The sequence below is a fragment of the Cysteiniphilum marinum genome (assembly GCF_014857925.1).
Classification (GTDB): domain Bacteria; phylum Pseudomonadota; class Gammaproteobacteria; order Francisellales; family Francisellaceae; genus Caedibacter; species Caedibacter marinus.
The window spans coordinates 181,207-206,983 of record NZ_JACYVZ010000001.1 but is presented as its reverse complement, the minus strand read 5'-3'; the positions used below and the strand labels follow the sequence as shown (position 1 = coordinate 206,983).

Annotated in this window: 25 protein-coding genes; 9 read left to right on the top strand and 16 right to left on the bottom strand. The window is 39.0% G+C overall.

Features of this window, described 5'->3' with window-relative positions; all coding sequences use genetic code 11:
- Positions 1 to 7 precede the first annotated feature (7 nt).
- The 5 genes from mazF to cgtA all read right to left on the bottom strand — a co-directional run bounded on the left by mazF (position 8) and on the right by cgtA (position 4,597).
- Positions 8 to 340: an endoribonuclease MazF gene (gene mazF, locus IE867_RS00910; protein ID WP_192482892.1), complete on the bottom strand. Its 333-nt coding sequence runs from the start codon at positions 338 to 340 to the stop codon at positions 8 to 10.
- On the bottom strand, positions 334 to 576 hold the full coding sequence (locus IE867_RS00905) for an AbrB/MazE/SpoVT family DNA-binding domain-containing protein (protein WP_192482891.1): 243 nt from the start codon (positions 574 to 576) through the stop codon (positions 334 to 336). Before IE867_RS00905 ends, mazF begins: the two co-directional genes overlap by 7 nt.
- Before the next feature lie 64 nt (positions 577 to 640).
- The gene (gene fumC / locus IE867_RS00900; RefSeq protein ID WP_192482890.1) at positions 641 to 2,020 is read right to left on the bottom strand and encodes a class II fumarate hydratase; all 1,380 of its coding nucleotides are present in this window, start codon (positions 2,018 to 2,020) and stop codon (positions 641 to 643) included.
- A 157-nt stretch (positions 2,021 to 2,177) separates the two neighbouring features.
- Positions 2,178 to 3,551 (bottom strand): LysM peptidoglycan-binding domain-containing protein, encoded by a 1,374-nt coding sequence (locus tag IE867_RS00895; protein ID WP_192482889.1) that lies wholly within the window; start codon positions 3,549 to 3,551, stop codon positions 2,178 to 2,180.
- 20 nt (positions 3,552 to 3,571) lie between these two features.
- Positions 3,572 to 4,597 carry an Obg family GTPase CgtA gene (cgtA, locus tag IE867_RS00890; protein ID WP_192482888.1) on the bottom strand — a complete coding sequence of 342 codons (1,026 nt, stop codon included), beginning with the start codon at positions 4,595 to 4,597 and terminating at the stop codon, positions 3,572 to 3,574.
- A gap of 149 nt (positions 4,598 to 4,746) precedes the next feature.
- Here cgtA and dnaX point away from each other — a divergent pair, with 149 nt between their 5' ends.
- A complete protein-coding gene (dnaX, locus tag IE867_RS00885) occupies positions 4,747 to 6,759 on the top strand; it encodes a DNA polymerase III subunit gamma/tau (RefSeq protein ID WP_192482887.1) in 2,013 nt (670 codons plus the stop codon).
- Positions 6,760 to 6,809: 50 nt separating this feature from the next.
- On the opposite strand, the gene tsaB is transcribed toward dnaX, so the two are convergent.
- The 6 genes from tsaB to lipA all read right to left on the bottom strand — a co-directional run bounded on the left by tsaB (position 6,810) and on the right by lipA (position 12,846).
- Positions 6,810 to 7,475: a tRNA (adenosine(37)-N6)-threonylcarbamoyltransferase complex dimerization subunit type 1 TsaB gene (gene tsaB / locus IE867_RS00880; RefSeq protein ID WP_192482886.1), complete on the bottom strand. Its 666-nt coding sequence runs from the start codon at positions 7,473 to 7,475 to the stop codon at positions 6,810 to 6,812.
- A complete protein-coding gene (glmS, locus tag IE867_RS00875; RefSeq protein WP_192482885.1) occupies positions 7,475 to 9,322 on the bottom strand; it encodes a glutamine--fructose-6-phosphate transaminase (isomerizing) in 1,848 nt (615 codons plus the stop codon). The genes tsaB and glmS overlap by 1 nt, the downstream gene beginning before the upstream one ends.
- 170 nt (positions 9,323 to 9,492) lie before the next feature.
- Positions 9,493 to 10,857: a bifunctional UDP-N-acetylglucosamine diphosphorylase/glucosamine-1-phosphate N-acetyltransferase GlmU gene (gene glmU / locus IE867_RS00870; RefSeq protein ID WP_192482884.1), complete on the bottom strand. Its 1,365-nt coding sequence runs from the start codon at positions 10,855 to 10,857 to the stop codon at positions 9,493 to 9,495.
- Between the two features lie 120 nt (positions 10,858 to 10,977).
- Positions 10,978 to 11,367, bottom strand: coding sequence for a type II toxin-antitoxin system VapC family toxin (locus IE867_RS00865; RefSeq protein ID WP_192482883.1), 390 nt, complete (start codon positions 11,365 to 11,367; stop codon positions 10,978 to 10,980).
- Positions 11,364 to 11,609 carry a type II toxin-antitoxin system Phd/YefM family antitoxin gene (locus tag IE867_RS00860; RefSeq protein ID WP_192482882.1) on the bottom strand — a complete coding sequence of 82 codons (246 nt, stop codon included), beginning with the start codon at positions 11,607 to 11,609 and terminating at the stop codon, positions 11,364 to 11,366. The genes IE867_RS00865 and IE867_RS00860 overlap by 4 nt, the downstream gene beginning before the upstream one ends.
- A 250-nt stretch (positions 11,610 to 11,859) precedes the next feature.
- Positions 11,860 to 12,846, bottom strand: coding sequence for a lipoyl synthase (lipA, locus tag IE867_RS00855; protein ID WP_192482881.1), 987 nt, complete (start codon positions 12,844 to 12,846; stop codon positions 11,860 to 11,862).
- Positions 12,847 to 12,990: 144 nt separating this feature from the next.
- Between lipA and recN the strand changes: the two genes are divergently transcribed.
- Positions 12,991 to 14,649: a DNA repair protein RecN gene (gene recN / locus IE867_RS00850; protein WP_192482880.1), complete on the top strand. Its 1,659-nt coding sequence runs from the start codon at positions 12,991 to 12,993 to the stop codon at positions 14,647 to 14,649.
- Between the two features lie 97 nt (positions 14,650 to 14,746).
- Here recN and nudE read toward each other — a convergent pair whose 3' ends face one another.
- The 3 genes from nudE to trhA form a co-directional block, all read right to left on the bottom strand.
- Positions 14,747 to 15,298 (bottom strand): ADP compounds hydrolase NudE, encoded by a 552-nt coding sequence (gene nudE, locus IE867_RS00845; RefSeq protein WP_192482879.1) that lies wholly within the window; start codon positions 15,296 to 15,298, stop codon positions 14,747 to 14,749.
- Positions 15,288 to 15,992, bottom strand: a complete 705-nt coding sequence (locus tag IE867_RS00840; RefSeq protein ID WP_192482878.1) for a nucleotidyltransferase family protein — start codon at positions 15,990 to 15,992, stop codon at positions 15,288 to 15,290. Before IE867_RS00840 ends, nudE begins: the two co-directional genes overlap by 11 nt.
- Before the next feature lie 80 nt (positions 15,993 to 16,072).
- Positions 16,073 to 16,768, bottom strand: a complete 696-nt coding sequence (trhA, locus tag IE867_RS00835; RefSeq protein WP_192482877.1) for a PAQR family membrane homeostasis protein TrhA — start codon at positions 16,766 to 16,768, stop codon at positions 16,073 to 16,075.
- Positions 16,769 to 16,883: 115 nt separating this feature from the next.
- On the opposite strand from trhA, the gene IE867_RS00830 reads away from it, so the two are divergent.
- The 7 genes from IE867_RS00830 (at position 16,884) to IE867_RS00800 (ending at position 23,824) form a co-directional block, all read left to right on the top strand.
- Complete coding sequence (locus IE867_RS00830; RefSeq protein ID WP_192482876.1) at positions 16,884 to 17,483, top strand: Maf family protein; 600 nt, start codon at positions 16,884 to 16,886, stop codon at positions 17,481 to 17,483.
- Between the two features lie 65 nt (positions 17,484 to 17,548).
- The gene (locus tag IE867_RS00825; RefSeq protein ID WP_192482875.1) at positions 17,549 to 18,679 is read left to right on the top strand and encodes an MlaE family ABC transporter permease; all 1,131 of its coding nucleotides are present in this window, start codon (positions 17,549 to 17,551) and stop codon (positions 18,677 to 18,679) included.
- A gap of 3 nt (positions 18,680 to 18,682) precedes the next feature.
- On the top strand, positions 18,683 to 19,486 hold the full coding sequence (locus IE867_RS00820) for an ABC transporter ATP-binding protein (protein WP_225629904.1): 804 nt from the start codon (positions 18,683 to 18,685) through the stop codon (positions 19,484 to 19,486).
- 2 nt (positions 19,487 to 19,488) lie between these two features.
- Entirely contained in the window at positions 19,489 to 20,397 is a 909-nt protein-coding gene (locus tag IE867_RS00815) for an MlaD family protein (RefSeq protein WP_192482874.1), read from the top strand.
- Positions 20,397 to 21,065 carry an ABC-type transport auxiliary lipoprotein family protein gene (locus IE867_RS00810; RefSeq protein ID WP_192482873.1) on the top strand — a complete coding sequence of 223 codons (669 nt, stop codon included), beginning with the start codon at positions 20,397 to 20,399 and terminating at the stop codon, positions 21,063 to 21,065. Before IE867_RS00815 ends, IE867_RS00810 begins: the two co-directional genes overlap by 1 nt.
- Before the next feature lie 601 nt (positions 21,066 to 21,666).
- On the top strand, positions 21,667 to 22,731 hold the full coding sequence (locus IE867_RS00805; protein ID WP_192482872.1) for a YcaO-like family protein: 1,065 nt from the start codon (positions 21,667 to 21,669) through the stop codon (positions 22,729 to 22,731).
- Positions 22,724 to 23,824 (top strand): TfuA-like protein, encoded by a 1,101-nt coding sequence (locus IE867_RS00800; RefSeq protein ID WP_192482871.1) that lies wholly within the window; start codon positions 22,724 to 22,726, stop codon positions 23,822 to 23,824. Before IE867_RS00805 ends, IE867_RS00800 begins: the two co-directional genes overlap by 8 nt.
- Positions 23,825 to 23,839: 15 nt before the next feature.
- Here IE867_RS00800 and IE867_RS00795 read toward each other — a convergent pair whose 3' ends face one another.
- Together IE867_RS00795 and IE867_RS00790 are read right to left on the bottom strand one after the other, a co-directional pair.
- A complete protein-coding gene (locus IE867_RS00795) occupies positions 23,840 to 25,147 on the bottom strand; it encodes a Glu/Leu/Phe/Val dehydrogenase dimerization domain-containing protein (protein WP_192482870.1) in 1,308 nt (435 codons plus the stop codon).
- Between the two features lie 254 nt (positions 25,148 to 25,401).
- Entirely contained in the window at positions 25,402 to 25,740 is a 339-nt protein-coding gene (locus tag IE867_RS00790; protein ID WP_225629903.1) for a 4a-hydroxytetrahydrobiopterin dehydratase, read from the bottom strand.
- Positions 25,741 to 25,777: the final 37 nt, after the last annotated feature.

Below are 25,777 nucleotides of genomic sequence, written 5' to 3'. Positions count from 1 at the left end.
ACTATCATTAAAACGGTAAAATTGCTTTAATCTTATCGCAAACATCCTCCAACTCAACAACGGAAATTCTCCCCTTAAATTTTGCATTGCGCTGTTGCCAATCTAAACTTTTGATTTGATCTGACAATATCACACTTTCCTTTTCACTGGCAACAGCGACTTCAAATGGATATCCCTTAATTTTGGTTGTCATTGGGCAGCAGAGCATTAACCTAGTTTTAGCATTGTATACTTTCGGACTAATCACCAATGCAGGTCGATGTCCTTTCTGCTCACGTCCCGCTTGTGGATCAAAGTCAAGCCAAACAATATCACCGGCATCTGGGACATATCTCACCATTTTTCATTACCTATCTCACGCCCAAAGTCAATTTCAGATTGTAGATTTTCTTCTGTAATTTCAGCAAGCAAATCACTTAATATATACTTCTGCTTTTTCACTGGTTCAATGATAATACGCCCTTTATCTTCAGTAATATTGACCTCAGAATCAACATCTATCGAAATTGATTTCATTAAACTAACAGGTAGCCTAATTGCCGCGCTATTACCCCACTTTTTCACATAAACCTGCATTATCTATCCCCAAGTTATTTAAGGTATCTACATTGTAGATCACAAAAGCAAATAACGCAATAAATCAAATCATCTTATACGGATCAACCACCTGATTAAACTCTTGTTGTGACAAAAATTTCAATGCCTTATTTGCTTCACTTAATGACGTGTCATGCTCATCGGCATAATGCGCTAATTGTGATGCCTTATCATAGCCAATGACAGGACTTAATGCGGTTACTAGCATTAAGGAATTGCGCAAATACTCATCAATCTTTTTCTTATTTGGCTTAGTCCTTTCAAGTAAATAACGACTAAAGTTGAGCATGCTATCAGATAAAATATTGATTGATTGCAAAATATTATAAATCATCATTGGTTTATAAACATTCATCTCTAAATAGCCGGCACTACCACCAATGGTCACAGCAACATCTAGTCCAAAAACTTGCGCGCATGCCATCGTCATTGCCTCACACTGTGTTGGATTGACTTTGCCTGGCATAATGGATGATCCTGGTTCGTTGGATGGAATCAATAACTCATGAAATCCGGCGCGTGGTCCACAGCTTAAAAGACGAATATCATTAGCTATTTTAAATAATGAATTTGCCAACACTTTGATCTGCCCCATTAGTGCAACTAATGCATCATGTGAACCTTGTACGGCAAATTTATTAGGTGCTGATACAAAGGGAAGTCCCGTGATTTTAGCAATATATTTACACGCTTTTTCAGCAAAGCCTTTGGGCGCATTTAAGCCCGTACCCACGGCAGTGCCACCAATCGCCAATTGATAAACATCGATAAGCGAATACTCTAAACGAGCAATATTTTGTGCCAACATCTCAGCATAGCCTGAAAATTCTTGACCCAAGGTTAATGGCACGGCATCTTGCATATGGGTGCGTCCAATCTTAACAACCTTATCCCATTTCTTAACTTTTTTGCTAAGCTCTTTATGCATAAGTTTAGCAGCAGGAATCAATGTCTTCTTAACAGCTACTGCTGCTGAGATATACATCGCCGTTGGAAATGTATCATTCGAGGACTGAGACATATTGACATGATCATTAGGATGAATAGGTGTTTTGCTGCCAAGCTTACCACCTGAGATTTCAATCGCACGATTAGAAATTACTTCATTAACATTCATATTTGATTGCGTGCCACTACCTGTCATCCATACATGTAGCGGAAATTGATCCTCATGTTTACCGTCAATAATCTCATCAGCGACTTGGGTAATGAGTGCTTTTTTATCCTCTGGCAAAATACCCAAATCACAATTTGCCATGGCGGCAGACTTCTTTAAAATAGCAATCGCCTTAATGACTTCATGTGGGATACGTTCCTGCCCAATCGAGAAGTGAACTAAAGAACGCTCGGTTTGCGCACCCCAATATTTACTATTATCAACCTCAATCTCGCCTATACTATCGGTTTCTTTACGTGTATTCATTCACTTGGCTCCTTGTGTTTATTAATTGTTGGGCGTATGCAATACGCCCCTACCTAATGTCTATCATTAAATGTATGCAATATGCCCTGCATATTGACTATTACCTCTCCCCTTGTGGGATCGCTCGTGCAGCTTATGCTGCACGGGTGAGGGGTAATTAAAACGCATAAAATTGAGATAGCTTCTCAACATTTCCATTCTGACGAATCTCAAATCCTAATGCACTGACACCATTAAATTTACCAACCGCACCCAAAAGCTCACCTTGTGTCACATCTTGCGACTCTTTCACATTAATGCTACTTAAATTATTATATGCTGAGATATAGCCATCTTTGTGACTGACAATCACCATCTGCCCATAGCCACCCATGCCAACACCGGCATATAGCACACTGCCTGTGGCTGCGGCATAAGCTTTTGTACCTTGCGGGACATCAATCTCTCGCTGTTGATCAATACCATCCTTATCAAATTTACCCACCTCTTTCAATGGCCATTGCCATGAAATACCAGCAACCGTTTTACCACTTGGTAGTGACGCTTTAGAAGTAGTTGGTTTGGCCTTGGTTTTTTCAGCTAGCGCAGGTGTTGCCATAGTGGCTACTGGCGCTTTAGCTGCCTTGGTTTCAGTTGTTTTATTCGTTTTACTTGCATCAACTGTTGCAGCCTTAACTGATTTGGCTTTTGTTACTGACTCATGTGTTACACTTTTGGCTATCTCAGCGTTTGGTTTAGCTGATGAATGTTGCTCAGGTGCAACAACACGCAATTTCTCACCAACATAAATCATACTCGGCTCTTTAATATCATTCCATGCTTGAATATCAGATAAGCTCACATCATTGGCAACCGCAATCTCAAGCAAGGAGTCACCTGATTGCACGATATAAAACCCAGTTTTACTTTTAGCAATATGATGTGTGACAACACGCACATTATCATCGTTTTGCGCTAAATCATGCATATCTAGCTCTTTATCTTGATTAATCACTTTATCTTGCGCTGTTGCTACCACAGCTGCTGATTGTGCACTTTGGCTTTCTGCTACAGGTGCTGCGTTGGGGTCAATAACGGGGATATTACTTGCGTGTTGATTAGGAACATTGGTCGACTCCGATACGGCTGAAACTTTAGAGCCTGTGCTAATTGAACTAGCAGTCACTGCTGGGCTATTGCCTACTGGCACTAACACTCCACCTTGATAAGTATACATTTGCCCATCACGCCGAATCTTCTCACCTGGTAAAGGGCCAACACGAATCGTTGACCCAGGCGTTAATACATAAGGCGATTTAAGCTTATTCCATAAGATAAGTGTTCTTTCAGTAACATTAAAACGACGTGATATATCATATAATGAATCACTAACTTGCACCGTGTAATAGGTTTGCTGTGTTGGAATATTGGTTACTGGCGCGCTTTGCTGTTGACCATTAAAGAATTGATTAATTGCACTGCAGCCTGATAATACGAGAACTGCCGTGCTTAATGCGACTATTTTTTTTATTTTTGTTATTTTTTTTATCACATAAGCTCCTTTGATAGGATCTATTTCCAAGAGTCCTCTGACGTTAGCATTGTCATAATTTTTTGCAACATTTTTTCGGTATTCTGCCCACTCATTCCGGAAATAAAAAAGTAAGGCTCATTTTTATTCCAACCAATGCCTTGCAAAATATGTTCACAAATTTCATCAACTTCATTCTGAGGCAACTGATCAATTTTATTCAGCACTAACCAACGTGGTTTTTGGTACAATGCCTCACTGTATTTTTTAAGCTCATTCTCAACTTTGTGATAATTTTCAATTGGATCTGAGCCATCAACCGGCAACACATCGACCATATGCAACACACACTTGGTACGTGTTAAATGCTTCAAAAACTTCAAACCCAATCCAGCGCCTTCTGCAGCTCCCTCGATAACTCCAGGAATATCTGCAATAACAAAGCTTTCATATTGCCCAACACGAACAACGCCCAAATTAGGATACATTGTGGTAAATGGATAATCCGCCACCTTTGGCGTTGCCGCAGAGACTGCGCGAATTAACGTTGATTTACCCGCATTGGGCAAACCTAATAAACCAACATCAGCTAATAGCTTAAGTTCTAAACGAATCTCAAAAGATTCACCTTCTTCACCATAGGTAAATTGTCTTGGTGCTTGATTGGTACTACTTTTGAAATGAACATTACCAATACCACGTCGTCCACCTTGCGCAAGCTTTAACACATCGCCATCTTTAAGTACTTCACCGACTTTTTGATTGGTGGTTGCCTCATAAGCAATCGTGCCAACGGGAACGATAAGGTATAAATCCTCACCCTTTTTACCGGCACACTTCTTGCCTTCACCAGGTTTGCCACTTTGTGCTTGGTAATTACGCTGATAACGATAGTCAATCAATGTGTTAACATTCTCATCTGCCAACATAAACACACTGCCGCCATGCCCACCATCACCGCCATCAGGCCCACCTTTAGGAACATATTTCTCACGACGAAAACTCACACAACCATTGCCACCCTTACCCGCATGCACGGTAATTACGGCCTCATCTACGAACTTCACAGTAACCCTTTATATTATCTTTACTATTTACGCCGTCTATGATCCAAGAATTTTATAAAAATGTACAGTATAAAAACCAATAAACGCACTGTGCATTAGGCAAGGTTGTCGTTATACTAGTTGGCAATTTGAGTTAGCAAAGTGCATATATGTCTTATCAAGTTTTAGCCCGCAAATATCGCCCTAAAAACTTCTCCGAAGTCGTTGGTCAACAACACGTTTTAAATAGCTTAATCCATGCTTTAGATCAAAATCGCTTACATCACGCCTATCTTTTTACCGGAACGCGTGGTGTTGGTAAAACCTCATTGGCACGCCTTCTGGCAAAATCGGTGAATTGCTTAAATGGTGTATCCTCTCACCCGTGTGGTCAATGTGAGCACTGTGTTGCTATTGAACAAGGCCGCTTTGTTGATTTGATTGAGATTGATGCTGCTTCACGCACTAAGGTTGAAGATACACGCGATATTCTTGATAATGTTCAGTATATGCCAAGCCAAGGTAAATATAAGATTTATCTCATTGATGAAGTGCATATGTTATCGCAACACAGCTTTAATGCACTTCTTAAGACCCTTGAAGAGCCGCCAGAACATGTTAAATTTCTGTTAGCAACCACTGATCCACATAAACTACCCATCACGATTTTATCGCGCTGTTTGCAGTTTAACTTAAAGCACTTAAGTGAAACACAAATTGAGCAAAAACTCGTTGAAATCCTTGGGCTTGAGGCAATTACTTTTGAGCAAAACGCATTAAAAATCATTGCTCACGCTGCTGATGGCAGTATGCGTGATGCACTGAGTTTAACCGATCAATCGATTGCTTATAGCAAAGGCGAGATTCTAACACATGCCGTGCAAACGATGCTTGGCATTGTTGATAAGAAAATGATTGATAAATTGGTGATTGCATTATTAGAAGAAGATACTAACGCCATTATTAACTTTTCAGATGACATTATTCTGGCGGGTAAATCACCACAATCGGTATTAAACGCGCTGGCAGAATGCTTTTATTACGCAAGCCTTATTGGCTTTAATGCTCAACATTTATCAAGCATTCCATGCTCAGATGAAATTCTTAAAACCATATCAGAACATTATACTAAAGATACATTGCAGCTTTATTACCAGCTAACAATAAAAGCCAAAGAAGATCTTCATCTGGCACCAAATGCCCAATGCGGATTAGGCATGGCATTATTACGCTTGTGTGCTTTTTCACTGGATTTGCTGCCTGCATTACAAGCGGCAAACAAAACAGCACCGCAGACAAATACAAAAACAACACCAAGCTTAAGCAAAAAGCCTGATCTAAGTGCACTTAAAAAAGCACTTGCAACGCCAAGTGAATCTCATGCTGTTAGCCAAGCGCATAAACCTGCTATTATTCCACCTGCTGCGGATAAAGCTGTAACACCAAGCCTTGTGACAGAAGACAAAACGCTTAATGAACCAATCAAGCCAATGATTGCCGAAGAGCCTAAATCTGACAGCAAGCATATGACGATCGAAAAAGCCGAAAAAGCTAAAACAATAGCAGAGAATAATATAATCACCGCACCAAAGGCTGATGCGACTGTTAATGATACTAATTCAGCAATCAACAATAGTAAAAATAGTAAAATTGACTGGTACCATCTAAGCCAGAGCCTTGGACTTAAAGGCACAACATTACAAATTGTCTTAAACTCAAGCTTGCTTGATAATAGTGGTAACATCTATACGCTACAAACTTCTGATTCAGTTAAAGCGCTCATTACGACGAATGCGATTAAGAAAATTGAAGATGCCTTGAGTCTTAAACAAGGGTGCAATATTAAGGTTGCTTTTAGCCATTTAAACCAAGAACAAGCATCGGCTAAAAAAAATACTAACGTCACATTAGCACCAGCTGCTAAGCAAATGACCAAGCAATCAACAGTAAATACTACTTCAGCAGCTACCGCTATATCACCAATTAATAATCATACTGGTGAAGCACCAACGCCTCCTGTGGCGACAAAAGTAACACAAGTGACCCCTGCTCAAGTAATTCAACAACAAAAGGCACAAAAAATCGATGAAATTTATACCTCATTAAAGACTGACTCTGAGATTCAAAACCTTGAACAATTAGGTTTTGAACTCAATAAAAGCAATATCAAACTTAAAGGTTAATTATCTAACAAAGCATCTAACTGTGTCTGATTTAATTGCCCTTCCTGAGGTTACAGCTTTTTCCATTGAGAAGTGCCCTGCAAATATATGGGCTGAACAATAATTTGAGATTGGTAATCGACTTTAGACTGTTGATAATTGTATAGAATTACTTCTTGCAACAAACTAACATCTGGACAGTAATCAATGGCATTAAGCTCAATATCCACATCATTAATCACATCACCAATAACAAATCCTAAATTTTGATTTTCAACCTCATCATTAAATGCGGCAACTTTAAGGCATTTTTCTTGAGTGATTTTCATAATCTGCGAATCCTTATCCCAGATATATTGTCCAAAATAAACATCTGACATTCGCGCATCAAGCATGACAGTTATATGCTCTGCCTTATAGCGATGATAAGCACTCATTGCAATTGCTTGCATTGATGAGAAACCAATCACTGGGCAATCTAGTGTTAATGCCATTGCCTGAATAGCCGCTGCAGCTAAACGTACACCAACAAAACTGCCAGGTCCCACGCCATAGGCAAGTAAATTAATCTCTCTTTTGTGTATCCCTGATTGCATGACCAGCTCATCAATCATTGGTAAAAGTTGCTCATTATGCTTACGCGGAATATGACGTGTGATGCTAAAGCACTGTTTATCTTCTGTGAAAAGCGCTATCGAACAATAAGCACTTGAGGTATCAATTGCCAGAATATTCATTACTCAACCGTTACCGATTTTGCTAAATTGCGCGGCTGATCAACATCCGTGCCTTTTTGCACTGCCACGTGATAAGAAAAAAGCTGCAATGGAATGGTGAAAATAATCGGCGAGATAACCTCTGGCACACTCTCAATAATAAAGGTGTGCTTAGAGTCAATATGTAGTGATTGACTAATCGCATGATCAACAAACACATAGAGCTTGCCACCACGTGCTTGAACTTCTTGCAAATTACTCTCAAGTTTCTCAAGCAACGTGTCATTAGGGGCAACCGCGACAATTGGCATATCTTTATCAACCAAAGCTAACGGACCATGCTTAAGCTCACCTGCAGGATAAGCTTCAGCATGAATATAAGAGATCTCCTTGAGTTTAAGTGCGCCTTCTAATGCCACTGGGTATTGCACACCACGACCTAAAAACAATGTATGATGTTTCTCGACAAAGTCATAAGAAAGCTGCTCAATCTCAGCATCTAAAGCCAAGACATTTTTGGCAATTTCAGGTGCTTTTTTGAGTGATGACAATATATTTCTTTCAAGCTCCAAGCTTAATACTTTTCGTGACTTACCCAAGGCAACTGCAAGCAGCAGGAAACCAACTAACTGTGTGGTAAATGCTTTGGTTGAAGCCACCCCCATCTCAAGACCCGCTTGCGTCATAAACACCAAATCAGCTTCACGTACCATTGAACTATTAGGCATATTACAGATACTTAATGTTTTCATAAACCCAAGTACTTTAGCTTGACGCAATGCCGCTAAGGTATCTGCAGTTTCCCCTGATTGCGACACGGTGATAAATAAGCTATTTTTGGGCACGACACTCTGGCGATAACGAAACTCGCTGGCAATCTCAACATCAACAGGAAGTTGTGCATATTCCTCTATCCAGTATTTAGCAACTAATCCGGCGTGGAAGCTCGTGCCACAAGCTACGATTTTAACATGCTCAACATCAGCAAAAAGTGATTTGGCTTCCAAACCAAACTTCTCAATAATAACCTCATTATCAACACTAATACAATTAGCAAATGTATCGGCAATCACTTGCGGCTGCTCAAAGATTTCTTTTTGCATATAGTGCTTATACTTACCTTTAGCAGCAGCGTCTTGGGCTTGATCCAGCTCTTTAATATCTAAGACTTTTTTAATCCCTGCTTGATCGTACGCTTCTACTTTGTCACGTGTGACAAGTGCCATATCACCCTCATCAAGATAAGCAAAACGATTGGTAACAGGCAATAATGACAAGGTATCAGAAGAAATAAAATGCTCACCAATGCCAAAACCTATCACAATGGGGGATCCTGAACGCACAACAACGATATTGTGCGGATGATCTTCATGCATAACCGCCAGACCATACGCACCTTTAAGCTTTTTAATGACTGCTTGCACATTACTAACAAAGTCATGTTTAGTATTCCAATCGTGTTCCAGCAAATGCGCGATCACTTCAGTATCTGTTTGTGATTGAAATGAAACACCCTCTGCAATGAGTTGCTCTTTGAGTGACATATAGTTCTCAATAATACCATTATGCACAATCGCAATTTTTCCTGACTGGCTGACATGGGGATGCGCGTTTTGCTCTGATGGCTCACCATGCGTTGCCCAGCGAGTATGCGCAATACCAGTAGATCCTTTAAAGCCACTGTCTTTAGCTACTTCCTCTGCAAGCATCTGCACCTTACCTAAAGCACGCAAACGCTCAATTTTGCCTTTATCATCTAACAACGCCACACCCGCTGAATCATACCCACGATATTCAAGGCGCTTTAGCCCCTCAAGTAAAATCGCCAATACATTGCGCTCAGAAACCGCACCAACAATACCACACATAATTTTCTCGCTTTTTGTTTATTGGGCGTATGCAATATGCCCCTACTTTCTTAACTTTCTTGGGCGTATGCAATACACCCCTACAGTTCTTTGTTTGTTGGGTGTATGCAATACAACCCTACTCTCTTGATTTTCTTGGGCATATACAATATGCCCCTACGTCATATTTGCTACTTTTTAACAGGGCGCTGCCAACCAGGGACAACTGTCTGCTTATTCGTTCTATTAATCGTAAGTTTCCCTTCTGGCACATCTTTGGTAATCGTTGAACCTGCAGCAATATTGGCACCATCGCCAATACTCACAGGGGCAATCAACTGACAATCAGAGCCAACAAATACATCGTTACCAATCATCGTTTGATGTTTGTTAGCTCCATCATAATTGCAAGTAATCACACCCGCACCAATATTGCAGTTAGAACCTACCGTGCTATCACCAATATATGTTAAATGATTGGCTTTACTGCCCTTGCCAATCGTTGATTTTTTAATCTCAACAAAATTACCAATATGCGCACCCTCATCCAATATACTTCCAGGACGAATACGCGCAAAAGGTCCAACAACAGCATTGCTTTTAATATCAGCACCATCGACAATAGTGTTGGGTTTTATTTTAACGTTATCACCGATCACACAGTCTTTTAAGATACAATTAGCACCGATCACACAGTCTTCACCAATAACAACATTACCTTTGATCAATACATTAATATCCACCCATGTATCCGCCCCAATCTCAACGGAGCCTCTCACATCAAAGCGGCTAGGATCGGCTAAAGAAACACCTTTTGCCATCACACGCTCAGCCACTGCTTTTTGCCACATTCTTTCAAGATCTGCCAATTGCGCACGGGTATTAACGCCTAAAATCTCGAAGTTATGCGCTGGATGTGCAGCACGAATATTAACTTTATCGCGACAAGCAAAGGCAACAATATCGGTTAGATAATACTCTTTCTGTTTATTGTTATTTTCAATGGCAGGCAACCACTGATGTAGGTGATTACCACTAACACAATAAATACCCGTATTAATTTCTTTAATCTGGCGTTGAATATCTGAGGCATCTTTCTCTTCAACAATAGATTCAATTTCACCGAAGCGATTACGTAAAATCCGTCCAAGTCCTTGGGGATTATCAAGCTCGGCGGTCAAAATACCTAAGTCATCGGCACGTGTTACCTCAATTAAATGATTCAAGGTATCAAAAGACACTAAAGGCACATCACCATAAAGGATCAAGACTTTATCTTCTTTATCAATATAAGGTAACGCTTGTAAAACAGCATGTCCTGTACCTAAGCGGTCAGTTTGCTCAATCCATGTGATTGTTTTATCTTCCAAAGAGGATTGCACCTGCTGACCAAGATGTCCTTGTACCACAATAATATTATCTGCTTGCAGTGATTCCACTGTTTCAACAACATGTCGTATTAAGGTTTTTCCCGCTAATGTTTGTAACACTTTGGATTTTTTAGAACACATGCGAGAGCCTTGACCTGCGGCCAAGATCACTACTGATAATGCCATTTTTCCTCCTTATAAATATCTTTTTTGCTTTTTTACTATTTGCAAAACTGCTGCGCATTATATAACAGCATTAACAGGTTTTATAGGCTTCTTACATGATATTCTAAAACTCTTTTCACCTTATACTTTCTTGATCATTGCTCGGTTGTACTGACAAACGGACTCATCGGCAGTCATTAGTATAATTCCTTCTACCATTGATTGAGCAATTAGAATACGATCAAATGGATCTTTATGAATCATTGGCAGCGTATTCACTTCAACGACATGTTCACTCAAAATAGGTAGCTCACTATAACCATTGTCTATTAATGCACGTCTTAACAAACGAGCATCAACTTGGAAATCATCACGCGCCAGACCCTGCTTTATAGCAACCTCCCAGATACTTGCCACACTAAAAAACAGTTGATTATTTGTGTTATTAATAATCTTCTTAGCCGCTAGAGATAGTTTTTTAGAGCCGCTTGCCGCCCATAATAAGATATGCGTATCGAGAATATACTTCATAACGGATCATTAAACAATTTCTGAATCTCATCTGCAGCAATCTGATCGAAGTTATCTGGAACATTTATTTGTCCTTTCAAAAAACCAATACGTTGTTGCTGTGTCTCATTAGGCGCATCAAGTGGAATAACTTTAACCATCGGCTTTCCCGATTTAGCAATAATAAATGACTCACCAGATGACGCCTTATCTACAAGTCTTGATAAATGGGTTTTAGCTTCATGAATATTAACTGTTTGCATAATCACTCCTACCAAACTTAGTTCACATGACTTAGTCTAGTAGAGCAATGCTAAAATTACAAATCCAAATTAGGCTAAGACTAAATATTCACCTACAAGTGCTCACCGTACCCTGAGCATAAGTCGAAGGGTAAACTTAGGAAGATTACACTTTACAGAGGCGTCGAAGGGTAAACTTAGGAAGATTACACTTTACAGAGGCTTCGACTTACGCTCAGCCAACGTACGCAATCAAAATGGGGGAATATGGTCATAGCCCTAAATTATTACGTTTAAAGACACGATCAGCGCGATAACTTGAACGCACCATAGGCCCTGATGCAACTTCAAGAAAGCCTTTTTCCAACCCAATTTGACGATAATCGTCAAACTCTTTGGGTGTAACAAAACGATCAATCGCTAAATGATGTTTTGTTGGCTGCATATATTGCCCTAGAGTCAAAACATCAACCTTGGCAGCACGCAAATCATCCATTGTTTTGAGCACTTCGTCATGCGTCTCCCCCAAGCCTAACATTAAACTTGTTTTGGTTAAAACCTGAGGCTTTTGTGATTTGACATATTCAAGCACGTTAATCGTTTGCCAATAGCCAGCACGCGGATCACGTACCTTAGTTGTTAAGCGCTCAATCGTTTCAACATTTTGAGCAAAGACATCCACCTCTGTCGCGATAAGTTTATCGATTGCCTTTGTATCTCCTTGAAAATCTGGTGTTAAGGCTTCGACTTTAATCTCAGGAATAAGTGCTTTTATTTCATTGATGGTTTGTGCGTAATGCGCCGCCCCCCCATCTGATAGATCATCGCGATCCACCGAGGTTAACACCACATATTGAAGCCCCATCAACTTCACACTTTCAGCGGCATTCTTGGGTTCATTAACATCTAGCCAACCTTTCGGATTCCCCGTATCTACCGAGCAGAACTTACATGCTCTCGTGCAGACACTTCCCATCAACATAATTGTTGCTGTACCATGTGACCAACACTCATTGATGTTAGGACATTTGGCCTCTTCGCACACCGTAGATAGTTTATGCTTTTTAGTTAGTGACTTCACCTGTAAATATGTCTTTGTTGAGTCTTGCTTTGCTACCTTTAGCCAATCAGGCTTTTGAATGCGGATCTCATTAATTTTCTTATCTTTAATACCATCTTTGACTGCTGAAAACCCCTGATCCGTTTGGTATTTTTTACCACTTTCAACTTTTACTGGAATATCGATTAACTTGCTCATATGAGTTATTTTGAATACTTTAAGCGCTTAAAACTTAAGACGCATCATGACAAAAAAAGACGCTTAAGACAATGTTATTTTAAAAGCTTTTTACAGCTAGATATGCTACATTTTCACTATACTTTGTCTTAAGACCATTAAACAATGCTTAACTTTCTTGGAATCAAAAACTTTGCCATTATCAAAAACTCTGAAATCCATTTCAAATCGGGTATGACCACAATCACAGGCGAAACAGGTGCCGGAAAGTCTATTTTATTAGATGCCCTTAATATCGCTCTTGGTGCACGTGTTGATAAGTCAGCATTAACTAATGATCAGCCGTGTGAAATCTCTGCTATTTTTGATATCAGTAAGATTCCTAATGCCAAAACGTTATTAAAAAGCTTCGAGCTAACCGACGACAATGAATGCTTATTACGTCGCGTGATTCAAAAAGATGGCAAAACACGCGCATTTATCAACGGTAGTTTAGTGACCTTGACACAGCTTAAACAATTAAGTGAGCAGTTAATTAGCATCTATGGTCAGAACGCTCATCACAGTTTATTAGATCCTACCAATCAATTAATGCGTCTTGATACTTATGCTGGTTTAAGTGCAGACGTAGATGAAATTAGCACAATTTTTAAAAAGTTATCTGAGGTCAATTCACTCATTAGCGAAGAGCAAGAACGTATTGAAAAAGATAAAACAGCTTTAGCATTAATGCAATATCAATATGATGAGCTGGTTCAATTAAACCTTGGCGCAGATGAACTAAATGATCTAGATCAAGAACACAAGTCACTTGCTAATGCCGAGGCGCAAATTCAGACCATCGCCCAAATTGTTGAATGCATCAATGATAATGAGCAAAGCCTATTAGGCACACTCGATAACCTAATACATCAATTAAGTGCATATAGCGACAACCCCGCATTTAAAAACATTTACAACCTACTAACAGAGTCTACAGTCTACTTAAAAGAAGCTGAACATGAAGCAAGACAGCTTTTAGATCACGTAGAGATTAACCCTGAAAAATTACAACAGATTGATCAGAGACTTAATGAGATTTATCAGCTAGCGCGTAAACACAAGGTTGACCCCAAACAGCTTTATCTGCATATTACTGAGCTTGAGCAAAAGATTAATGCCCATGCGCAAAATGAGCAAAAACTTCTGCAACTAACTAAAGACAAATCACTTTTAGAAGAAACGTATCTAAGCAAAGCCAAGACGTTAAGCAATAAACGTCAAGCGGCAAGCAAAGTATTCGCCAGTGAAATTGAACAATATATTCGTCAACTAAATATTCCAAAGGGTGAGTTTTACGCACGTATTACTCAAGATCAAACAAAGCATGCCAATGGCATTGATCACTGCGACTTTTTAATTAACTTTAACCCAGGACAACAACCCGCCCCCATTGATAAGGTTGCCTCAGGCGGTGAGCTAAGTCGAATTGGACTTGCGATACATGTTGTTTCATCGAAAAAAATCGCCCCGCCAACCATTATCTTTGATGAGGTTGATGTCGGCATTAGTGGCGGCACGGCTGAGATTGTGGGTAAGCTCCTTAAGCAAGTCGCTAAAAACGCGCAAATACTTTGTATTACTCATCAAGCGCAAGTTTCTATTCAAGGTGATCAACAATTACATATCAGCAAAAAGCATCTTGAACATGATACGATTTCAGAGGTGCTAGAGCTTAATAAAGAAGAGCGTATCAATGAAACAGCACGCATCATTGGTGGTGTTGATATTACCAACAAGACACTACAACACGCCAAAGAGATGTATGAACTCTATCACAAGTAGTTAAACTTCAATCACCCACGCAGCTTACGCTACATGACCTCTCCCACGAGCGGCAAGGTAAGCATTAGGTAACTTATTGCTTCATTGTTATTAGCAACTATTTTTCTAGCCACTTTTTCCAGACAAATAACAACGCGGCAAAGCTGCGACATTCGATAAACTGCGGATGCGTGATGAGTTCATCAATATCTGATAATTTCCATGGCACAACTTCTAAATCTTCTGGTTCATCGCCTTGAGCCGTTTTGACTGAAAGGTCTTCAGCGACGACTAATGAGATATGCTGCTTCATATAATTAGGCGACAAATAAACATCTTTAAGATACGTATAATGCTTTGCAGTAAACCCTGCTTCTTCCATCAACTCTCTATCTGCTGCTTGATAGAGATCCTCCCCTTGATCAATCGCACCTTTTGGAAAACCTAAAGTGTAATCCTCAACACCCGATGAATACTCTTTAATAAGCAAAATGGTATCATCATCAAGCATCGGCACAATGAGTACAGCAGTATGTCCATCACTTTTTGGTGCAATACGTTCATAAGTACGTGTATTACCATTACTAAACGTTAAATCAAGTGCTTCAACTTTGAATAAGCGTGATGCAAATAACTCTTTTTTACTATTAATAACCGGTTTAGTAGCCATTACTGACCTCCTGCCAACGCTCAGGCGTGCCAACATCACACCAATTGGCATGAAATACTTCGCCACTTATTGTTTTTTGTTCAATGAAAGACTGCCAAATGTTTGGTAGAGAAACCTTTTCTCCAACATAAACATTGGCAAACAATGACTGCCGACATACACTAATGCCTGTATAGGTATAGCTTTGCCCTATTTTATCAGTTTTATCAATAATATTGCTTTGACCATCCAAACAAAAATCACCCTTTAGATTATGTTTAGGGTTAGGCACTAGGATTAAATGTGCTAATGATTTCATGGTTTGGCTATAGTGAAGAATATGTGAGAAATCATAATCGGTCATTACATCGGCATTAACCACAATAAAGGGGTCGCTAAGCCATGGTAAAGCTCGCACAATGCCGCCACCGGTATCATAGGCATCTAAAGGCTCATATAGATAGCAAATAGTTATCCCCCAAGGCTCGCCAAAACCAACTTCATCGACAATTAACTCGGCTAAATAGGCAACATTAATCACAATATTGGTTATCCCTGCATTAACAAGTCGCTCTATTTGCCATTCAATCAGTGACTTGCCATTGACTTTAATCAGTGGCTTTGGTGTATGATTAGTCATATCACCCATTCTGCGTCCACGTCCTGCTGCCAGTATCATTGCACTAACATCTTGCTTCATCTTGTGTGATCTCATTCCATTTATCATTTTTATCATTGATAACTTTTTCTCATTCTCATTATTAACAAATTATATAATTGAGCATTCGTCTACGTTTATTTCATCCCTGCAATATAAAGATAGATTGCAAAGAAATGCGCAATACTGCCAGCTAGTACGAATAAATGCCATAGAAAATGACAAAACTCAATTTTCTCATCCAGCATATAAAAAACTACACCACTGGTATAAAGTACACCACCTAAGATAATCCACATCAAGCACCCACCAGGCAATGCCTCAACGATTTGTACAATAAAACCAATCGCTGTCCAGCCCATAATGACGTAAAGTGCTGTTGATAACCAACCGTCCCCAAAAAACAGTACTTTATAGACAAATCCGGCAATTGCCGTACCCCATAAAAGCGCAAAAATAATCCAACCATATACACCTGATAACGCAATCAATGCAATCGGTGTATAGGTGCCGGCAATTAAGAAATAAATGTTTAAATGATCCACTTTGCGCAATATTTTTTTAAGTTTTGGCTTAGATACGCCATGGTAAATACTTGAAGCACCATACATTGAGATCAAGCTCACCCCAAATATTGTGACGGCAACCACATTAATGCTATGCCCCGTTGTTACGGCTTTAACAATCATGACGATAAGTGCCACAATACTAAATAATGCACCGATAAAATGCGTCAGGGTATTTAAAAACTCCTCACGCCTTGAATAAAGTACCTTAGGTGCTGCATATACACCAACTTCATTGTTTAAACTGTCAGCTTCTTTCAATAACATATTTTTGATCTTCTTGGTCTTTTTAGTTTTTTTGGTCTTTGGGGTCGATTTTTATTTTAAACGCTGCTATTTTGCGCTATATGTAGCGATTAATCAAAAACTAATACTAAATTTTATGTCTAAAAGATTGATTCTCGCCTCCTCTTCACCTTATCGCTTAAAATTAATCAAACCACTTTTACCCAATATTGAATCCTACGCTCCTGATATTGATGAGTCGAGACTGCAAGGCGAGTCACCGCAAGCGCTTGTTAAACGCTTAGCTCAAGCCAAAGCACAAGCGATTATAGAAAGGATTAAACCAAATAACACGATCATTATTGCCAGCGATCAGGTTGGGATATTCAATGATGAGATCATCACCAAAGCACATACAAAAGATCGTGCCTTTAGCCAACTTCAATCTTTTTCCGGACAATGTGTTAAGTTTATAACTAGCCTTTATCTTGTGGACACAGAAAGCTATCATGAGTTTATTGATCATGTACAGTTTAACGTTCATTTTAGAGACCTCAGTGATCAGGAAATTCTTAATTATTTAGCACAAGAAGATGTTTTAAACTGTGCTGGAAGCTTTAAAGTTGAGGGCTTGGGCATCAGTTTATTTGAACGCCTTGAAGGTGATGATTTCAACAGTCTCATTGGTTTGCCACTTATTATGCTTAATAACGCATTGATTAATCACTTTGATATTAATCCTCTTAATTCCTTTTAATCTTTCCAATATTAGCGATAACCCTCTATACTTTGGAACAGTTGTTCGTTATGTTGGCGCCAAGGATGAAAAAAGAAAGTAAGTCAAAAACTACTCAGATGAGCAAAGACGAAGCAAAGTTCTATGTAAGTGCTGAAACACTGATATTAACCGGACAATGGCACTGGCAATCACTTGATCAAAATATCTTGGCAAAAATTAAAAATCTTAAAGAGCAGATTATGTACATTGATGCACAACAAATTGAAAAGCTAGATATCTCTGGTGCTTACTTTATCTATAAAATTCAACAACTTTTTTTAAAAGCTGCCATTAGGGTCACTCATACGCAAAGAAGTTTAATTGATCTAGTTCATAAGAACTACACTAACTATGACAGTCGTTTACAACCTTTAAACACCTATGAAAAGGTTTATCAAATCGGTGAACAAACAACAAGCTATATTAAAGACAGTAAAAATCTCATCGCTTTTATTGGTGCCACCGTAATGAGCTATTTACAGGTAATTCGCACACCTTTTGCTACCCAATGGCGCCTATTATTAGATATCGTTATCCAAACAGGCGTCAAAGCCATTCCCATTGTGTCATTACTGTGCTTTTTGATCGGAATTGTACTGTGTTATCAAATCGGCTCACAGCTTAAAATTTATGGTGCCAATATTTTTGTCGTCGATCTTCTGGGTATTTCACTATTGCGTGAGTTTGCACCTTTAATTACAGCCATTATTGTCGCCGGCAGATCTGCTTCCTCATATACCGCAGAGCTTGGTTCAATGAAAGTTCAACAAGAAATTGATGCACTAAAAACCTTTGGTATTAGTCCGATTAAGCGCCTGATATTGCCTCGGATTATTGGCATGATGATTTCCCTCCCCTTACTCATCGTTATTGCGGATATTATCAGTTGTATTGGCGGCATGATTATGGCTAAAGTATCACTTGGTATTAGCTTTTATGACTTTTTGCAGCGCTTTTCTACAGCAGTTTCATTTAATAACTATCTGACAGGACTAATCAAAGCACCGTTTTTTGCGATTATCATTGCCACAGTTGGCTGTTATCGCGGCACTGTTGTCAAAAATAATTCATTAAGCATCGGCCAAGAGACTACTAAAAGTGTGGTTTATGCGATCTTTTTGATTATTGTAACCGATGCACTCTTCTCCATTTTATTTAGTGCGATAGGAGTATAGGTGATGCAAGAAATGCAAGAAAAGAAAGAGCAGCCCATTATTGAAATAAAAAGCTTAGGCACTTGCTTTGATGATGTTTGGGTGCACAAAAATTTAGATCTTAAAATTCACCCTCATCGTATTACCTCAATTATTGGAGGCAGTGGCTCAGGTAAAACGACATTGATCCGTGAAATATTGATGCTGCAACCGGTGACTGAAGGTGAAATATTCTTATTAGGGCAAAAAATTTCTGACCTGTGTGATGATGAGATAAAACGTCGCCAGTTCGCAAGTCATATGGGCATGATGTTTCAAGGTGGTGCGCTCTTTAGCGCCCTAACCGCACTTGAAAACGTCATGTTTCCTTTGCAGGAATACACTAACTTTAGCCGTGATATTGTCATTGATCTGGCACGCTTAAAGCTTAAAATGGTTGGTTTATCCGAAGATGCTTATGCTAAATACCCCTCACAATTAAGTGGCGGAATGCTAAAACGCGTAGCACTTGCACGCACTTTAGCACTTGATCCTGAGATTATATTTCTCGATGAGCCTTCAGCAGGACTTGACCCACACTCTACTTATGAACTAGATCAATTGATTTTAAAGTTAAAACAAGATTTGGATCTATCTATTATTATGATTACCCATGATTTAGAAAGTATCTGGCGCATTGTTGATGAAGTCGTCTATATTGATCAAAAACGTATCCTTATTCATGATAGCGTTGAGAATGCTGCTAAAATGACACAATATGAAAACCTTAATAATTTCTTTAATGGCGCTAAAACCACTAAAGAAGAAAAAACAATACTAGGATCGTAACCATGAAAAACAATCGTTACTTTGTTGCAGGTTTGTTTATTATCATTACCACCATTGTAATGATCTTTATTGGATTTTGGCTTGCTTTTGGCTTAAAAGATATCAAATATGATACTTACATCGCACGCTTTAATGAATCCGTGACTGGATTAAATGTCAATGCCGCAATCAACTATAATGGTGTTAATGTCGGCAAGGTTGAAAGCATTAATATCGACAAGCAAAACCCCAGCATTGTGATTGTCGTTATGCAAATTCAACAAGGAATCCCCATTTACAATACAACCTATGCAAGCTTGGTGCCACAAGGGATTACTGGTCAAGTTTTTATTACTTTGTCTATATCAAATGCTTCCAACCAATACATCATTAAACCTAAAGATGCGCCACCGTTTCCAGTGGTTAAAACCAAACCTTCGTTTTTAACAAATATTGTTAACCAAATGAGCACGGTTGCTGAGCAAGTTACTTTAATCTCAACACGTGTCGCTAAAATCATCAGTGATAACAATGTTCAAAAAATTAATCATATCGTTAGCAATGTTGAAGATATTTCTAACTCGCTTGCCACTAGTAGCCAAAATATTCATCAAAGTATTGAGTCATTAAACATCATATTAAAAAATGCAGCCAAAAGCTCTACCGAGCTTGATCAGATTGCTCACAACATTAACCATGGTTCAAAAGCAGTTGCCCGCGCCTCTGAAGATGTCAGTAAAGCAATTACTAGCTTTAACAATCAAACTCTACAAGGAGTTAATAATATTTTATTACCTCAGCTTGCGCAAACGCTTAACAATATGAATGAAACATCAGTCCAGCTATCTGACCTATTAAAGAAAATAAATCAAAATCCATCAATCCTTGTGCGTGGTGAACTGCCAAGGAAGCCTGGTCCAGGAGAACAATAATGTATAGACCTACTCAACTTCTTAAAATATTAAGCATTGCAGCAAGTGTTAGCATCATCACAAGTTGTGGTATTTTATCTCCAGTAAAAAGTCCTGAAGTTAAACAATACCAAATTATTGCACCCAATTTACAAATGACACGTCATACCACCGACAATAGCTCAGCAATTCAAAAAACTGCAAAACGATTTGATTTAACGCTGTTTATCGCGCCTTTAACAGCAGATCAGCCATATAATTCAACCCAAATGTATTATCGTGAAAACAATTATGAATTAGCAAGTTACACACATAACTTGTGGGCAGCGAATCCTGAGCAGATGCTTAGCAAAAACCTACTGCAAAGCCTACAAGGCTATCATAGCTTTAAGAATATCGTTTCAAGTAACTTTATCGGTTATGCTGATTATCGATTAACAGGTAACCTAAACCAACTCACTCAGGTTATCAACGGCAATGAAAGCAATGTCATTCTATCTGTAAGCTTTACATTAACGAATGCCAATAGCGGACAAGCTGTTGCCATTAAGACATTTACTTTAAATAAATCAGCTAGAGCAGATGCTAAGCGCTTTGCTAATGCCACTAACGAGCTTGCTGCAGATTTATCTAAAGCATTGAATAATTGGCTTATCACTCAACCACTGGCAAATAATACGAGTAACTAAAGCATAAGAACACTAAGCAGCCGATTGAATTAAAATTAAATGGAATTTATCAGATAACTTTATTGCCATAAATGGAATTACATGCTACCATCCATCTATCCTTGTTTCTTAACCAAGAAACTTGCTTGCTAGATTTTAAAAAATTAGCGTGGGGGCAATAGCACTGGGGGCAGTGTTCGCGAATGACTATCAACATAGGAATGCTGATAGTCGTTTGTAGTTTTATTTTGCAATGCAGCATAATGCAGATTATAACTCGATCAACTATCAATACGAAAAAGATTAAGTTATGATCATATTCAATTTTTTTACTGAAATTCGGGGTCTTTCTACAACTTTTCACTTGTTTAGGCATTAATGATCGTTATACTCGAGATATGAGTTCAGCGAATGAGGATTGACCCCCAATCAATCCGCCGCGAAACTGCCCCTCCCCCAGTTAGCAAGCAATGGAATATTCGGCAAGGATCAGCGTTGAACTCCAATCATTTTCAAATTCCCAAAGCCTAACACCACTTATAGGGAAACTAACTTTAAGCTTTTGCCAGTTTAGGTATAAAGGTTGTTTATAACTCATGTATAATGATCATTTCTTAACATAGTGAAAGACACGCATAATATGTCGACTTTAGATAGCGCTCTACGCATTAAAACACCTAACGAGACCCTTGAGGTCATTAAAGCTTATTTACCACAAGCTAAGATTACCCGTCTGGCTAATTTAACGGATCTTGACGATAGCAAAATCCCTGTATACACCTCCATTCGCCCCTTAGGCAAATCGTTATCAACCAGTCAAGGCAAGTCATTTTCACATGACGCTGCAAAAGTCAGCGCTTATATGGAAGCACTGGAGCTATACTTTGCTGAAGAAGTTAAGGCTAAGTTATATGACAAGCGATTTGAGCAAAACAATCACTTTATCTCACCCAACCAACTCTCTAGCAATATTGTTTACCAAGACAATAAAGAGCATAACTGGTGCCAAAGTAAAAGCTTTCTAACCAATCAAAGCTATTATGTTCCCTTTCAATTTATATCCATTGACTCAGGTCACCCCGATGTTGTGATCCAAGCCACGGACACCACAGGCATTGCATCAGGGAATAATTATGATGAGGCTCTAGTGCATAGCTTACTCGAGTGTATTGAACGCAAAAGTACTGCTTTAAAGAGTCAACAGTTTAAACTTGATATTGAACATATTTTTTATGACAAAATTGCCTTACTTCATCATGTCGAGTTAAAGTATTATCCGAACCCTTATGGCATCCCCGTTATTGGTTGCTTAATCCAAAGCAAAGATCAAACAGCTAATCAAATGGTTTTCTCAGGCTATGGCGCACATCTTAACAAAGAAATTGCCCTTAATCGCGCTCTAACTGAAGCCATCCAATCCAAAGTCACCACCATTGCCGGATCTCGTGATGATTTATTTAAACATGCTTATGAAAAATCAAATCTTAGACTTAATCCAGAGGCTTATGAAATGAGCTTCAGTGAAATTTCTGAGCACAAAACCGACAGCATAACTGAGGCACTAGCGCTACTTAAGGATGCGCTTTATAAAGCCCAACAAGACGCGCTTATTCATGTTTACCACAGTGATAAACTCACCTTTTTAAAATCTATTTTGGTCAAACAGGAGGTGTTTGATAATGCTTGATCTAACCAAACTTCAGATCGATATTTTTGCCGAGACAAGCATCACGCATGCTGAGATTAAAACACACCTTCCTCATGCACGTCTGCACACTTCGGCAAAAACAGGCGATATATTGCGCGTCATTCCAGAGAGTAATATTATCATTCTTATTGATGGCAATTTTGATTTCACAAATTCGATTTGGCATAAAGAAATCCTTTGTGCACTTGAAAAAGGGATTACCGTTATTGGTGCCTCATCAATGGGTGCTTTGCGTGCTGCTGAGCTTGATGTGTTTGGCATGATTGGCTTTGGCTTTGCCTATGAATGTTATAAAAATAATATCACCGATGATGATAGTGAAGTCGCAATAAACTACTATCGTTTGGGTGATGAGATGATACAAACGATTCCCAGCATTAATATTCGCGCAACCTGCGATACACTTATAGACAACAAGCTATGCACACAACAAGCTGCTCATGAGCTTTTTAATAGTGCACATAATATCTTTTATAAACGTCGCACTTGGCAGGCTCTGCAAAGCACGTTAACCGCTGATGCCTTTAATCTGCTTAAAACGTATTATGTTAATGCAAAATATAACGATGCCTATCAGTGTATTACGCAATTAGCTGACATGATCAATAAGGCAAAAGCACAAGAGATTACATCGTTTACAACGCCATCGACCATTCCACTTAACAAACTAAAACAAGACACCTTTTGCAGTGATGAATTTGCTGCTCTTTTATTTATTTTGCAAAAAATGCAGAAAATGCAGAATAAAGATCATCTTAAAGATTCCAGTTTAAATGTTTCTCATGAAGCACAAGAGCTTAGCAAGCTTACGCAATGGTCAATCAACATCTGTGAGTTTGCGCTATGTCAATTAAAGCATACAGGCATCGCATTAACCGATCTTGGCTTTATGCGTTCACTTAATATCATTCGTTTAAACCTTGAACTGAATGATGGTGAGGTCTTTAAACAATGGTGTATTGATAAAAAGCTCGATATGAGCCTTGTTGAAACCACCTTTAGAAACCTGTTACTCATCAAGCGTCTTGCCAATGCCTATGCTTGTGAGCATCAGCTTAATTATGGGTTTTAGGGATGAATTAGAAAACTAAAGGATTGCAATGCCAGGTGTGTGATTGTCTTGATTTTTCTTAGCTGATTGCTTTAGAAAGTTGGCTGTTTTATCTGGTAAATCAATATTGGTTAACGCAAGATCATATAAACTTGCGGTGAGTAAACGCCCACCGGTCATCGTAAATGCTTTATCTATCGCATTATGCATAATGGCTTTTATATCTTCAAAAATATAATCAACTGATATTTTATCTTCAGGTGTTGACATCATCGTATAAAAAGTTCGCGCCATGCCCATATTGGCAAGGAAATCAGGCACCACCGCAAGCTTACCATCAACATATTGTGAGCACAGGCCATAACAATATGCACTTTCAACAAACGGATGGTTTGCACCACATGCAATAAGCTCAAGCCCAGATTTTTGCATTTGATCAATGAAATTTTTATCAATAATATTAGACCCCGCTGCAGGGATTAATACGTCAATATTCGCTGATATGATTTGTTGGTTAAACTGTTGATGCGTCAGATTATCAGTTAATACATTAAGTACTCTACGGCTTTTAACAACTTGATTGATTTCATACTCACTTAACCCTTTATCACGGATGACGCCTGCATCTCGGTCAGTCATTGCGACAATTACAGCACCTGCCTGATGCAAGTAAAAGGCCGCGGCTGCACCCACATTGCCCGCACCTTGAATATAAATACGTTTATTTTGCATACTTTCATTGCGCGCATGATAATAAGCAACAGCCGTTTGCGCCACACCGAAACCTGTGACCATTTCAGCAAGTTTAATATCCGCCTGCCCCACTTTAACACTGGCATTTAACAAATGCATATTATGGTAAGCTGCTTGCGTTCTAAAGTGATCCCCCTGACAAAAGGCATGAATAATCCCTTGTTGTGAGTTGTCGATCCCCAAACCACGCAATAAATGGTTGATCTTATGAATATCAGTATTTAAATCACTACCTGTGCCATAATACTCCGTTAATAAGGGGCGAATAGCTTCATACCAACGCTCAAGAATCGCATATTTATCAGGATGATCTGGGTCGATACGAATACCTGTTTTAGCCCCGCCAATTGCAGGTCCTGATAGCGCAAATTTAATCTCCATAATTTTAGCTAATGTGGTGACTTCTTCTAAAGTAATATGCTCATGCACACGTGTGCCGCCACCTGCAGCATTGCCACGCAATGAGTTAATCACTAAAAAGCCACGCGCAGTAGATCGCTTGTCTTTCCACTGAAAGGTGATCTCCGGCTCTTGTTGCGAAAAATGCTGTAAACGATCAACCACACTATTTTGAAAATCCGTTAAATTCATTTTTACTCCTTATATTTCTCTTTATCCCTTTCCAATCGTAGGGGCGTATTGCATACGCCCTTGTATATTTACTAATTACTGGAGTTATGCACTTTTTCTATCTCAACACCCCACCTCGCAAGCTCGGCCCCCTCTTGCAAAGAGGGGAATATAAAATCATCGTTGCCTAATTCCCCTCTTTTTAAGAGGGGTGGCAGCCGAAGGCTGACGGGGTGTTTGTACAATCATAGTTTTTATATAATGCACAACTGCAATTAATTTAGCAGAGCATCAACTTTAGCGGCACAAATAAAATCATTTTCCGTCAAGCCATCAACGGCATGTGTTGTAAAATGCACCACACAACGATTGAAGCTTACCTCTAGATCTGGGTGATGCCCTTCACTATTGGCAACCCATGCCACGGCATTGACAAACGCCATGGTTTTATAAAAGCCTTTAAATTCAAATATGCGTGTTATTTTCTTGCCACATACACTTAACTGCCACAATGGCAATTTCTGTAAGTAGCTTTGTGCTTCAACTTTTGTAAATGGTGTAAAGTCACCATACTCACAAACCTGGCATTTCTTATCTAGTAAATTTTCCACCATTTCTCCTTAAATTTCTCAGAAACTGTAGGGGCGTATT